Here is a 12,981-nt window from a genome sequence, read left to right as displayed (position 1 = left end):
CGAGTCATCTGATGCCTGATAAACGCCCCGTCTACATTCCTTATGCTGGCCCTATTCTGTTAGAAACTGCCTTACTCAACAAGGGCAGTGGTTTCTCCGAGCTTGAACGGCGAGAGTTCAATCTTGAAGGGCTGGTTCCTAGTGCTATTGAGAGCATCGAGGAGCAAGGTGAGCGTGCGTATCTGCAGTATAAAGCGTTTGAATCTGACATAGATAAGCATATCTATCTACGTAACATTCAAGATACCAATGAGACACTGTTCTATAAGCTGGTTGCTGATCATATTTCCGAGATGATGCCGATTATCTATACGCCGACGGTTGGTCACGCCTGTGAACAGTTTTCTCGCAATTACCGTCGTTCTCGTGGCCTATTTGTTAGTTATCCCGACAGGGAACGTATCGAAGATATTCTTAATAACTCTATTCGTCATAACGTAAAAGTGATCGTTATTACCGATGGCGAACGTATTTTGGGGTTGGGCGATCAAGGTATTGGTGGCATGGGGATCCCGATAGGAAAACTGAGCCTTTATACCGCTTGTGGTGGCATTAGCCCCGCCTACACGCTGCCCCTAGTCTTAGATGTGGGCACCAACAACCCCCAGCTCATTGATGATCCCATGTATCTGGGGTGGCGTCATCCCCGTATATCCGGCGATGAGTACTACCGATTTGTTGATGATGTGATGGAAGCGATTAAAGTACGCTGGCCTGACGCGCTGGTGCAGTTTGAAGATTTCGCTCAGAAGAATGCGATGCCCGTACTAGAACGCTATCGAGATAAACTATGTTGTTTTAATGATGACATTCAGGGTACTGCAGCGGTTACGGTTGGTTCATTACTCGCGGCCTGTAAAGCGGCTGGCAGCGCTCTGCACCAACAACGTATAGCTTTTCTTGGTGCCGGTTCCGCTGGTTGTGGGATCGCTGAAGCAATTATTGCGCAGATGGTGGCCGAAGGGATCTCAGATAGCCAAGCGAGATCACAGGTTTATATGGTCGATCGTTGGGGCCTTCTCCAAGATGGGATGCCCAATTTGTTGCCGTTTCAACAAAAATTGACCCAAAGTATCGAGTCAACCGGCCACTGGAGTGACGAAGAGGGCAATGTGTCGCTGCTCGACGTCGTGAAGCAGGGGAAACCGAGTGTATTGATCGGCGTTTCTGGGGTGCCAGGGCTATTTACTGAACAGATAATTAGAGAGATGCATCAGCATTGCTCTCGGCCGATTGTGTTGCCACTGTCGAACCCGACCAGTCGCGTTGAAGCAACGCCCGCAGAGATATTGCAATGGACACAGGGAGAAGCGCTTGTTGCTACGGGTAGCCCATTTTCGCCCGTTGCATTAGGTGAGCAGGTGTTTGAGATAGCACAGTGCAATAACAGTTACATATTCCCAGGTATTGGACTGGGGGCGCTGGCCTGCGGTGCTAAGCGTATCACTGATAATATGTTGATGGCTGCCAGTCGCGCTTTAGCTGACACGTCTCCGCTGGCTATTGATGGTGTAGGTGCGTTGCTGCCACCGATGGAAGATGTGCAGTTAGTTAGTCGGAAAATTGCGTTTGATGTCGCTATTGCTGCAATGGCGGATGGCGTGGCTACTCAGATCAGTGACGACGCCCTAGAGCAAGCGATTGATGACAGCTTTTGGAAGCCGGAATACCGTCGTTACAAACGTACCTCATTTTGATCTCTCTTTAATTGAAATAGCGTGCTGATATCGATTCAGTACGCTATTTCTAATTTTACCTGGGCAGCTATTGTTCCCAAGCTACCTTTTTTTCTGAGAGGTTGGCGATTAACGGAAGATAACGCTCCTCGATATCCGCTCGTTTTATCTTAAGGGTTGGGGTTAATAGATCGTTTTCTATTGTCCACTCGTCTTTAGCTACGAATATCTGAGCGATCTTTTCATGGGCTTCCAAGCGTTGATTAATCTTTTCGAGTGTTGCCGATAAGCTAAGTTCGATCGCCGAGTTACTCATTTTAGTGGAGGTCTCGCTTAATACGACAACGGCGACCGGTTGTGGCATTAGCGTGCCCATGACACAGATCTGCTCTAGTAATTCGCTTTCACCAAGGCGAGACTCCAGTGGCACGGGGGCAACATATTTTCCCTTTTCTGTTTTGAATAGCTCTTTGACTCGCCCGGTGATCTGATAGGCGCCTATTTCGCTATTAAAAGTGCCCTTGTCGCCGGTACAAAAGAAGCCATCTTCAGTGAAACTGGCTTCGGTGAGTTCAGGATCCTGATAGTACTCTTGGAACAGTCCGGGGCTGCGTATCAGTATCTCTCCCTGCTTCGACAGTTTAATTTCAGTACCTTCTATAGGATTGCCGATGCTACCGATATGCAGTTCGTTGAAAGGTAGGTTACAGCAGGAAAGCCCACCGGTTTCTGTCATCCCCCAGCCTTCGGAAATGTTCATTCCCAGTTTTTTATACCAACGGAGTATTTCCGGCGATATCGGTGCCGAGCCGGAGCCGAAAACCCTGACTTTATCCAGCCCCAACGTGCGGCGTATTTTTTGCGCAACGAGGTTACCTACGATAGGGAGTGACAGAAGAAAGGACAGCTTCTTCGGCGACAGTCGCGCATGAATATTGGCAAGAAATTTGTTCCAAAGCCTGGGCACGGATAGGAAAAATGTAGGTTGTGCGCGGTTGAGATCGTCGATAAAGGTAGCTAACGATTCAACAAAATAGACGGTACAGCCCGCATACAAGCTAGGACCTTGGATCACGCCTCGCTCGGTGATATGAGCTAGAGGCAGATAAGATATCACGCGATCACTATCAAGTACGCCTAAACTCAATTGGGTTTGGGCACTGGCATAGCGGTAGGCCTCGTAACTCATCACAACGCCTTTTGGGGTACCGGTGCTGCCAGAGGTATAGATGATGGTCATCACTTCATCATCATCAGGTGTATGAAGGTCAGCAAGAGGCGGTGCCACGTTTAAGAAATTGGCCCAGCTAAAATCACATGGAACTGTTGGATAAGGCATGGCAACGGTTAGCAACGTGCTGAATGCGGTATTCTTTACCACCTCAGATAGGGCATGGCTATTGTCTAACTTACCGATAAACGCTAGCTTTACTTCACTGTGATTAAGTATGTGAGCCAGCGTTTTTCTACCGACCGTTGGATAGATAGGAACCGATATCATTCCTGCCATCATGATCGCCCAGTCAGCTATAAACCACTCTGCGCAATTCTTCCCGATAATAGCGACACGATCGCCTTTTTTTAACCCTTGATGTACTAACGCTCCGGCAAGCTGCGTTGCAGTGCTGTATACCTGTGCCCAGCTATAGTCTTGAACCTGGCCATTGTCCGGTTGGCGTAAATAGATCTTGTCGGGGTGTTGTTCGCTGCGGTGCTTTAACTCATCAATGGGCATTCTTATCAATGTGGGTTCCACCTTATTATTCTGGATGAAAATGTACTGGCTACAGTTAGCTAGATATAGTTGCTCGGTGATGATAATGCCAATACGGAGCAGACTTAGGCAGTCTGATTGCTAGACCGTGATTTGGTTCCCCGTTAACGAATGATTATTTGACCCAAGAAGATGAAAAAATATTCTATCTTAGCCATGCTTACTACTCAGGAGAAATAGGGCGACATGACAATGAGATACACTTTTTTCGTTAGATTTATTTGGTTGATCTTAGTCGCTTCATTGCCGATCAGTGCGGGGGTATCGGGCAAAGAGCGCCAACTCGTACTTTGGTACGAAAAATTTGAAGCAGAAAGTGCGTTTACCAAGCTTGGTCAGCAATTTCAAGCTGAGACCGGGATAACGCTTGTTGTGCAGCACATGCCGACTGGTGACCTGAAAGCCTCTTCGATTCGAGCTGTGGGAGAGGGCGTCGCCCCTGACATTATCTTTGCACCATCAGACTTTATTGGCAACCGTGCCATTTTGAAGCTTTCAGAGATCGCCGAACCGTTTAGCCAACCGATTATCAAGGGGGCAACAAGCAGTGTGACTGATGGTGGCAAACAGTATGGCGTTCCTTTGCTTTACGGCAACCACTTGATGCTTTACTTCAATAAGAGCCTGGTTGCTGAGTCTGCGAACAGTTGGGCAGGGCTAATCGCTCAACGAGAGATTGTAGAGGGGAAAGGAGTAAATCTAATTGCCTGGAAGCCGATGGAAATGTACTGGGTGATACCATTTTTGACGGCGTTTGGTGGAGTACCTGTTGATGACAATGGCATACAACTTGGCTCGCCGGAGATTGCGAAAGGCTTAGAGTACTATCGGCAACAAACTGAACTCGGCGCTATTAACATGCGCTGTTCCTATGAGTGTGTTTATGAAAAGTTCATTGCCGGTGAGTACGCCTATGCGATCAATGGCGACTGGGCATTTAACCAGCTAAAGCAAAAGCTTGGACAAGATTTTGGTGTTGCCATGTTACCAAAGGTCGACGGCGCTCGAATGCGGTCAATGAGCTCTTCAATTACCTTGATGTTTCCGGGGGACGCTTTAAACGGACACCGAAAATCAGATATCGACAGTTTTGTTCGGTTCATGCTGACGGCAGATGCCCAGAGAGTGATGTATCAAGAGACTGGGATGATGCCGACAACAACACAGGCGTATAGCGAGATTAAGCAATCATTCAAAGATGATCCAGATATGGCGGTGTTTTTTGCGCAGATGGAGCACACGATCCCCATGCCTCCGTCGCCAGAAATGTCCGCCGCATGGATCGGTATGGCTAAGGGAGTTGCGCTCTATATGCGAGGTAAAGCGACCGGAGAGCAGGCGGTTGAGTTTATGCAAACCCATGCTGAGCGAGAGCTGCGACGGCAGTCAGAAACGCAGAAACAATGAATATTACGGATAAAGATCAACCACAGTTAAGTCGTATTTTAGTCGCAGTCATTGTTGGCTTTGCTTTGCTGCCTGCTCTGTTAATCAGCGTTGGTTTTGTATCCACCTTACAGGAAGTTCTTGTCGATCAAAGTCAAAACCGCGCCAGGTTGCAAGCCGATGCTGTTGGTGGGCTAATTGCAGCAGATATCACCGGAACAATGGAGCGCGTCGTCGAAATTGGGAGCGACAATGATGTAGCGCAAGCGTCACGAAATGGTGCTTTCGCCGGCTATGCTACTGCAAAACTCGATCGCTGGCTGGTTAGAGAGCAATCCGGTGTCGGCGCAGTGATATTCGATAGTCTTGGTGTAGCCACAGAAGCAAGCCCTATTGAGTATCTGTTGTACGACTTATCAGCGATCGATTCTCAATTGCAGGACTTTTTGAAAACAAACCTTCTCGCCGATCACACCGATGAAATCAAAGTCGATATTATTTCGTTATCGTTTGACGAAGGAGGCTCTCGCTCAGTTGTCACTTTTATGACTCCACTGCATCTTGTTAGCTTGAAAGATGCGCCGACCACCACTTTAACTGGTGCGTTAGTTATGTTCATTGATGTTGATGAGATGGTAGATAAGGTGTCTGGCACATTGGATGGGGCGCGATTGTTTTCCATCGTGATTAACGATCACGATGCGTATAACAGCCAGTATGATCGCGGCGACTATATTACTTACGTCGTGGAGCAGGATGCTGGTGCTGACGTATCGTTAGTGATTGAAGTCGGCGTACCGAAATCCATGGTGTCGACGCAGGTTAATAAAACCATTATTCAACTTAGCTTAGTGCTGGCAGCGCTATTGACGGCTGTCCTTATCGTATCGTTTATCGTGGCAAAGCGACTCCTAGCACCGTTTAAACAGTTGTCTAACCTTGTCGCACGTATCTCCCTTGGTGACTATGGCCAGTCTTCTGTAGACGTCCGTTACCGAGAGCCAGCGCAGCTTTTAGCCCTGGTTAATAGGCTTACCAGCCGAGTGATAGAAGATCAGGCTCAGCTAGAGTGCAAGGTTTTGGAACGTACCGAGTTGTTACGCTCAACGAATGTTGAATTGTCAGATACCCTTGAACAGTTAAGAAAGCTACAAAGCCATTTGGTGGAAACAGAAAAAAATGCTCAACTTGGCCAGTTAGTTGCTGGCGTAGCCCATGAAATAAACACGCCATTAGGTATCTCATTAACTGCCACGACGACCATGGCCGATGATCTTAGATCTATCGTGAATAGTTTTGACGCTGGAAAATTAAAACGTAGCGAACTACAGCGTTTTTTTGGGCGATCAGACGAAGTGCTCTCACTTCTCGAATATAACCTCCATCGGGGAGCAGAACTGGTTAGAACCTTCAAGGAAGTTTCTGTCGACCAGTCCAGTGGCTATCGCAGAATTTTCGGGTTGGGTACGTATGTGCGTGAGGTCGTCGCTAGCCTGAAAGCGGAAACCAAGAAGTATCAGGTAGAAATAGAAGTGAAGGGCGATGAGAGCTTAGAACTTGACAGTTATCCAGGTGCATTTAGCCATATTATCTGCAACTTTGTTTTAAATAGTCTTAAGCATGGCTTTGAGAAAAGCCAGATCCATCGCATAGCCATTAGTTATGAAGTAACGGCGGATAATTTAACACTCAGCTATGAAGATGATGGCGCTGGTGTCTCCGATGAGGTGATGAGTCGCCTTTTTGAACCCTTTTTTACGACGGGTCGAAACCGGGGCTGCACCGGGCTGGGGATGCATATCGTCTACAATATGGTGACGCAAAAACTAGGCGGAAAGATAACAGCCTCTCATGGTCAAAGTGGTGGTTTGCGGTTTGTAATTACGGCGCCATTAACGCCAGCTTAGCCAACCCTATCTACGATCCGTTAATATGCATTAGACATGTCTGTTTGAGATCAAGCCTATTGCATTCAGTACTAAACTTATCGTTGTTCAACGGTAAAATGCGGTTCTGAGGGCTATATACCCAATATTTCCAACTTAAAAGCTATAAGGTTTCATCTTGTTTAAAATTTTCAGCCGGTTAGCAACGGCAACGCTGATTGTCATTTTGGGCAGCAGCATTATTTGGGCTGCCGCGCCATCAGAAATTGAGCGCGAGTTTGATGCGCTAGAAGCTGGGCAGTATGTCACTACGGCAGAATTCCAACGGCGTTTACAGTCGCTTTATAACACCATTGATGTGGCCGACAATGCGTTGTTAATGCGTTGGAAACGTCTGCATTGCTGGAGCTTGGAACCGAACGATGTTCAGACACCACCTAAGCTCATTGCGGTGGCTACTAACTATATTGCTGAGGCTGAAGCCGCTAACGACTTGGCTGCGATAGCGGACTTCCATCTCTGTCGCGGCTACTACGAGCAAGTATATGGTGATGTAGATCTGGCCTTGCAAGATTACAACCTCGCAATTGAGCTAGTTACCAACAGCGAACATGAGCAGTTGATCGCCGATGCATATTCGAGCCGTGGCGATCTCTATGCCTATCAAGGGGAGTTAGCGCTTGGTCTCGGCGATCTACTTGTTGCGCAGAAGTATTACGAATCAGCTGATATCACCTATTGGATCCGGCAAAACATGGCTTCGATAGCGAATACCTACCGCCGAATAGGCAACTTTGATCGTGCGCTGGAGTATTACCAACAGTTGGAGCGTATTTTTCTTGAAGAGGACAAGGTCAGTGCCTTGTTAGAGATACGTGAACAGATTGCCTTGGTGCTTGAGGACCAAGGCCAATATCAACAAGCTTATACGCTATATAGCGATGCATTAGATTACTATTTAGCTCAATCTGATGATTACGGTGTTGCATTTTCGCGTTTAAACATTGCCGGGGTAATGCTTGCTCTAGAGAAACCTACGCAAGCGCTTAAGCATTTGTCGTTGTCGGAAGCTATTTTCGACGAACATCCAGATTTTGGCACATCGGCATTAGTGCACTTATTTATCGGACGAGCACATTACCAGTTGGGTGACAACCAAAAGGCACTTGATTATTTTGACCTCGCTGAACCCAGCATTCGTAAAGAGAAGAATTTTCGATATTTAGCTTGGTTGCTGCAAGCAAAAGCTAAAGCCTTGTCAGCAGAGAAACGCTGGCAGGAAGCCTATGAAACCACTGAAGAGTATCAGCGCAATCATGAACAACTCGATCTTATGTTGCGTAAACAGCAAACGGTTCGAATGCAGGTTGAGTTCGATGTCGCAAGAAAAGAAGCTGAAAATGAGCGTTTGAAAGCCGACACTTTAATTAAGCAAAAGCAGGTCGAGTCGTTAGAGGAGCGACGGAGATGGCAACTGATAGTGCTGTTTCTCGGTGGCATACTTTTATTGGTTGCCTTGGTGTTTCTCATTCGACAAGTGAACAGTAAGCGGCAGCTACACCGGTTAGCATCAACTGATGAGCTTACTGGATTACCTAACCGGCGTGACATCCTTCAGCGTGGCAAAGAGATGATCGATCATGCGAGAGCTGAACACGCGCCATTCTCAGTACTTGTGTTTGATATTGATTTCTTTAAACGCATAAATGATACCTATGGCCACCACGGTGGAGATGAAGTGCTACGACTGATTGCACCAGCATCGTTGTCTGTCATGCGTTATCAGGATCGTGTTGGCAGAACAGGGGGAGAGGAGTTTTTAGCGCTATTACCTGGAGCCGGACTGGATCATGCGGCAAAGGTTGCAGAGCGGTTGCGTCAAAAGATCTCAGACATTGATACCTCGACTATTGCCGTTGATATGAAGGTTTCAGTCAGTATTGGGGTGGCGCAATTAACAGCAGATGACAGTAATTTGTCTGAACTGATCCAGAGGGCGGATAATGCACTATACCGCGCCAAGGAAAATGGACGTGATTGCGTTGAAATTGAACGCTAGAGCGCCCGATTGCAAAGCAATTTAAGTCATCGGCAACTTTCTATCGTTATTGTCTATCGACAAGGCGCCATGTGTAGTTAAGCAGGCCTTGTTTAATAGAGAGATGGCCGCTGTTCGCAGGTTGGCTTACTATATGCGCTGAAAGTCTCTAAGTGGCATCCGTTAATGATAGTTTCCCCATTGAATAAGCTTGTCTGTCCGCTATGTGCAAAACCATTGGTCGCCGAGCCCTCGCGTTTGGTTTGTGGTGCCGGGCATAGTTTTGATAAGTCACGTAATGGTCATGTGAATTTGCTACCGGTGCAAAACAAACGCAGCCTTTCCCCTGGAGATTCTAAGCAAATGGTGCAGTGGCGCCACGCGTTTTTGGCCGGCGGGTATTACGACGCGATAGCTGAAAAGATCAATGATCTTGTAAGCAAACAACTCACTACTCGTTCTTCGCTAGAGAGTTATACAGTGATTGATGGCGGGTGTGGTGAGGGTTACTATTTGACTGAATTAGCCACTCATCTGCGCCGCTTATCACTGGCGACAGAGGTGCTTCTCTGCGGATTAGATATATCAAAATGGGCAGTGCAAGCTGCGGCCAAACGCGACAAATCGATTCAATGGATTGTAGCGAGTAATAAGTCTATTCCCGTAAATAGGGCGAGTACTGACCTTATTCTTTGTGCATTCGGCTTCCATTGCTATGACTCTTTTGCTGGTACGCTTAAATCCGGTGGCGTGCTAATACTGGTTGATACGTATGAAGATCATTTGATCGAAATGCGCAAGTTGCTCTATCCGACAATCAAACCGTTTCAGCCGGCGTCCAATGATGGGGCGATAGAGGCAGGTTTTTCGCTGTCTCACAGTGAACGACTGACAGTGAAACGTGATCTGCCTAGTGCAGATATTGAACGGTTGTTGGGAATGACGCCACACATGCATCGCGCACCGAAAGAGGGGATAGAGAAGGTGACCTCACTTGAGCATTTAACGCTGACTATTGACGTTTCTTTTCGCGTGTTTGTCAAAGATTAGGAAAAACTCAAGGGGCAGCACCTCGCCCCTTTCGGTGCTACATGGCGTCAAGCACCATCTGTAATGTCACTACGCCGTTAAAGGCGGGCGGATCCTCATGGGCACTACTATCAGCACAAAACCAGATTGAACTGGGCCACTCAGGAATGGCGCAGAGTAACTGATAATCGGTTGAATCCCCTTTGCCAAGCACATAGCAACTGCCAGGTAACCATGCGTTAAAGCTTGATGGCGCATCGCCATCGACGCTGAGCTCAATATCTGTTGGCGATACCTGATCTAGGTTTAGATCGCCTGATGTTGGAATCTCAAATATTTTTGAGGCACCTTGCGTGCCTGCTAAGGGGAGTTCAGCACCTGATAGGCCGGCGATATGCAACTCGACAAACATATCAGAATCAGCATTTGCCTCTGTAGCAGTTGAAACAATCAACATGACTTTCGTTATGGGTACAGACATTGTATATCTCCTTCTATCCTATGGTAATGCTGCGGGCCGATGAAGCTGCCTAATCAGCCAAATCTAAGACTTGTTGTAAGTTTAGGCTTTGATGGGCGTTGCTCGTAAGGCCAAGCCACAGCGATGTTGCCCCCGCCAATCTATTGGGAAGTTATGATTGATGAATCGATCAGCATCGCTAGTTAATTCGACCAACATATTTGATTCAGCATCGGGTAGTGAGGATGTGGTAGCTAATACCAATATTTTGTGGGCGGGGTTAGACATTCGTTATCATCCCTAATTAATCGAATCACTCTAAATATAGACCCAGTTTGGGAAACCCTCCCTGCATTATTTTGGCCTGACCAGAATTTTCGTTATCGCTAAAGGAACCGTGGCGCCTCATCGTTGGATTAAGTAAACTAGCGAAATATACAAGGGAAAGCGGCCTGTTTAATGCCGCATACTATGTGAGTATCTATTTTTTGTTAGGAAAAAAGTTGAGTGAGCAGAAAATACTGAAGTTCAGACTGTCTTCAGTATGCTTTTGTGCCTTGATGTTAATCTTTTTTACTAGCATTCAAGCTCACGCAACCTCTTCTCATTACCATAGCCTATTGACTGAGGCTGAAGCACTCAGCCACTCTGAACCAGCCAAAGTGCAAGCGCTACTTACTGAATTAAATCGCAATTTTGACCAGCTGTCGCAAAAAGAGCGGGATAGGTTACTTTTGGTCGACGCACATCAGTTGATACTGAAAGGTGCTTATGAACACGCCAAACAGAAAATCAATTCCCTGTTTTATCATGACCTCGCTACCGAGCAGATGATCCGCGCCTATTCGTTGCTGTCACAGATGGCTTACGTGGAAAGTGACTACGAGCGAGCGTTTCGTTATCTGAATGAGATGTTGCCGTTGGTCGAGTTAACCACAGATATTGCCTCACAACAGATTGTGTACAGTGTTGCTGCCGAGCAGTTCATCGGTGCCGGAGACCATGAGAAAGCCAAAGAGTACGCATTAAGTGATGTGGCTATTGCCAAGCAAATCGGCACGGATAAAGCGCAATGTGACGCACTGATTGGTTTGATGTTTGTCTATCAAGAGATGAAAAATGATCTGGCGGTTGAAGAAACTTACAACCAAGCGTTAAAGTTTTGCGAGGCTGGCAATGAGGTGCTTTACCTGGGCATGGCTAAGCTGACTTATTCAGAAATGTTGTCTTCCCGTGGCGGTTATCAACAAGCTTATGAAAAAGCACTTGAAGGTCTGGCTCATTTAGAAGCTGTTGACTATCGCTGGGGGATCATTGAGTCGAAGTTGCAGATAGCAAAGCTATTGGTATTAATGGGCGATGATCAGGCTGCTGAGCAATTGTTAGACATCGTTGTGCCTGAGGCGGAACGATTTGAAATGCTAGTTGAGTATGCAGATGCATTGCTATTGTCCGCTGAACTAGAAGAGAAGAAGGGCAATCACAAGGCTGTGGCGGAGTATTATAAAAAGCAGCGGATTATTTCCAACCGCATTATGGATGATGCAAAGGCCCAGCGCATGGCCTTTTTACAAACCCAATTTGAAACCAATGAAAAGAATCGTCAACTCGCGCTGTTGGAGAAAGAACAACAGCTTTTCGAGTTACGTGAGTCAGCCAGTAGCCAGCGGTTATGGATATTGGGTTCGGTGTTGGCTGTGACGGTCGGCGTCTGTTTACTGCTTTTCTACCTGATGACCCGTTATAAAAGTAATAGTCATCAGTTCCGGCATTTGGCATCCGTGGATGGATTAACCGAGATCTATAATCGTCGACACGGATTGGAAATTGCTGAACGGGTATACGCTTCTCATCAAAAACGTAGTTTACCTTTTACCGTCATCATGGCTGATATCGATTGGTTTAAACAGGTGAATGACACCTATGGTCATGCTGCCGGTGACCGTATGTTAAAAGCAGTTGCAAGCCAATTACGTAGTAGCATTCGACAAAACGATATTTTAGCCCGTACCGGCGGTGAAGAATTTACCCTGTTTTTGCCCGGTGCCAACAAAGCACAAGCGCAGGCTGTGATAGACAGATGTCGTTTGTCTATGGTGCCAGTTCATGAGCAGGGACGTATGGTTACCGTTACGCTTAGTTATGGTGCTGCAGTAGTCGATGAGGCCGATAAAACGGCATCGTTAGATAAGTTGATCGACTGTGCGGATAAAGCACTCTATTCAGCCAAAAGAGCTGGGCGCGATCGGGTCGAATTCTATCAAGCGCCATTGAACCCCGCCTTAAGCACACTCTCCGATTAGTCACTTTATCAATAGCGCTGCAATGGTATATTTTAGTCTGTCTTTCTTATAATAATGAATTTAAACCAGTTTTTGCTTATTTAACCTTGCTCTACCGAGTAAATGTCGCTAGTTTTGATTAGGTAGATCGCAGTGCAGTCATTAATTATTCTTGCACTATTCGTAGATTCGAGAGATGAACCATTGACGGAATAAGGAAGGAACTATGTCCAAATTAATTGATTTCATGCATAAGTTAGGAGCTGATGCTTCATTTGCTACTGCATACCAATTAGAACCTGAAAAGTTAATGGCTGATGCTGAGCTGTCAGCGCAAGAACAGCAGCTGCTGTTAGCCCAGGATGTGGCTGCTTTGGAAGTTTTGACTGGGTTGCAGGCCAAGGCCAACCCCAAGAAGACAATTAATTCATACTCACGTTAATGTTCAAT

General features: G+C 46.7%; 10 protein-coding genes. 7 read left to right on the top strand and 3 right to left on the bottom strand.

Features of this window, described 5'->3' with window-relative positions:
• The first annotated feature begins 8 nt into the window (after positions 1–8).
• On the top strand, positions 9–1,697 hold the full coding sequence (locus EZV61_RS10360; protein WP_131415624.1) for an NAD-dependent malic enzyme: 1,689 nt from the start codon (positions 9–11) through the stop codon (positions 1,695–1,697).
• A 67-nt stretch (positions 1,698–1,764) separates the two neighbouring features.
• Here the strand turns inward: EZV61_RS10360 and EZV61_RS10355 are convergent, their stop codons facing one another.
• A complete protein-coding gene (locus EZV61_RS10355) occupies positions 1,765–3,432 on the bottom strand; it encodes an AMP-binding protein (RefSeq protein ID WP_240695186.1) in 1,668 nt (555 codons plus the stop codon).
• 210 nt (positions 3,433–3,642) lie between these two features.
• Here EZV61_RS10355 and EZV61_RS10350 point away from each other — a divergent pair, with 210 nt between their 5' ends.
• The 4 genes from EZV61_RS10350 to EZV61_RS10335 all read left to right on the top strand — a co-directional run bounded on the left by EZV61_RS10350 (position 3,643) and on the right by EZV61_RS10335 (position 9,810).
• Positions 3,643–4,857, top strand: coding sequence for a sugar ABC transporter substrate-binding protein (locus tag EZV61_RS10350; protein ID WP_165569578.1), 1,215 nt, complete (start codon positions 3,643–3,645; stop codon positions 4,855–4,857).
• A complete protein-coding gene (locus EZV61_RS10345; protein WP_131415470.1) occupies positions 4,854–6,743 on the top strand; it encodes a sensor histidine kinase in 1,890 nt (629 codons plus the stop codon). Before EZV61_RS10350 ends, EZV61_RS10345 begins: the two co-directional genes overlap by 4 nt.
• A 157-nt stretch (positions 6,744–6,900) precedes the next feature.
• Entirely contained in the window at positions 6,901–8,781 is a 1,881-nt protein-coding gene (locus tag EZV61_RS10340) for a tetratricopeptide repeat-containing diguanylate cyclase (RefSeq protein WP_131415468.1), read from the top strand.
• Between the two features lie 165 nt (positions 8,782–8,946).
• Entirely contained in the window at positions 8,947–9,810 is an 864-nt protein-coding gene (locus EZV61_RS10335) for a putative RNA methyltransferase (RefSeq protein WP_131415466.1), read from the top strand.
• Between the two features lie 37 nt (positions 9,811–9,847).
• Here EZV61_RS10335 and EZV61_RS10330 read toward each other — a convergent pair whose 3' ends face one another.
• Both EZV61_RS10330 and EZV61_RS10325 read right to left on the bottom strand, forming a co-directional pair.
• The gene (locus tag EZV61_RS10330) at positions 9,848–10,270 is read right to left on the bottom strand and encodes a hypothetical protein (protein ID WP_131415464.1); all 423 of its coding nucleotides are present in this window, start codon (positions 10,268–10,270) and stop codon (positions 9,848–9,850) included.
• Between the two features lie 81 nt (positions 10,271–10,351).
• On the bottom strand, positions 10,352–10,537 hold the full coding sequence (locus EZV61_RS10325; RefSeq protein ID WP_131415462.1) for a hypothetical protein: 186 nt from the start codon (positions 10,535–10,537) through the stop codon (positions 10,352–10,354).
• A gap of 215 nt (positions 10,538–10,752) precedes the next feature.
• On the opposite strand from EZV61_RS10325, the gene EZV61_RS10320 reads away from it, so the two are divergent.
• Both EZV61_RS10320 and EZV61_RS10315 read left to right on the top strand, forming a co-directional pair.
• Entirely contained in the window at positions 10,753–12,552 is a 1,800-nt protein-coding gene (locus EZV61_RS10320) for a GGDEF domain-containing protein (RefSeq protein ID WP_131415460.1), read from the top strand.
• Positions 12,553–12,757: 205 nt separating this feature from the next.
• The gene (locus tag EZV61_RS10315; RefSeq protein WP_131415458.1) at positions 12,758–12,973 is read left to right on the top strand and encodes a hypothetical protein; all 216 of its coding nucleotides are present in this window, start codon (positions 12,758–12,760) and stop codon (positions 12,971–12,973) included.
• The last annotated feature ends 8 nt before the right edge of the window (positions 12,974–12,981 follow it).

It is taken from the genome of Corallincola luteus (assembly GCF_004336975.1).
In the GTDB taxonomy this organism is placed as follows: Bacteria; Pseudomonadota; Gammaproteobacteria; order Enterobacterales; family Neiellaceae; genus Corallincola; species Corallincola holothuriorum.
Note: the sequence above shows the minus strand (reverse complement) of the source record. Positions and strands in the feature narration are given on the sequence as shown.

Coding starts and splice junctions, on each gene's coding strand:
- EZV61_RS10350 (WP_165569578.1), top strand. CDS start 3,643: ATGAGATACACTTTTTTCGTTAGATTTATTTGGTTGATCTTAGTCGCT.
- EZV61_RS10345 (WP_131415470.1), top strand. CDS start 4,854: ATGAATATTACGGATAAAGATCAACCACAGTTAAGTCGTATTTTAGTC.
- EZV61_RS10335 (WP_131415466.1), top strand. CDS start 8,947: ATGATAGTTTCCCCATTGAATAAGCTTGTCTGTCCGCTATGTGCAAAA.
- EZV61_RS10330 (WP_131415464.1), bottom strand. CDS start 10,270: ATGTCTGTACCCATAACGAAAGTCATGTTGATTGTTTCAACTGCTACA.
- EZV61_RS10325 (WP_131415462.1), bottom strand. CDS start 10,537: ATGTCTAACCCCGCCCACAAAATATTGGTATTAGCTACCACATCCTCA.
- EZV61_RS10315 (WP_131415458.1), top strand. CDS start 12,758: ATGTCCAAATTAATTGATTTCATGCATAAGTTAGGAGCTGATGCTTCA.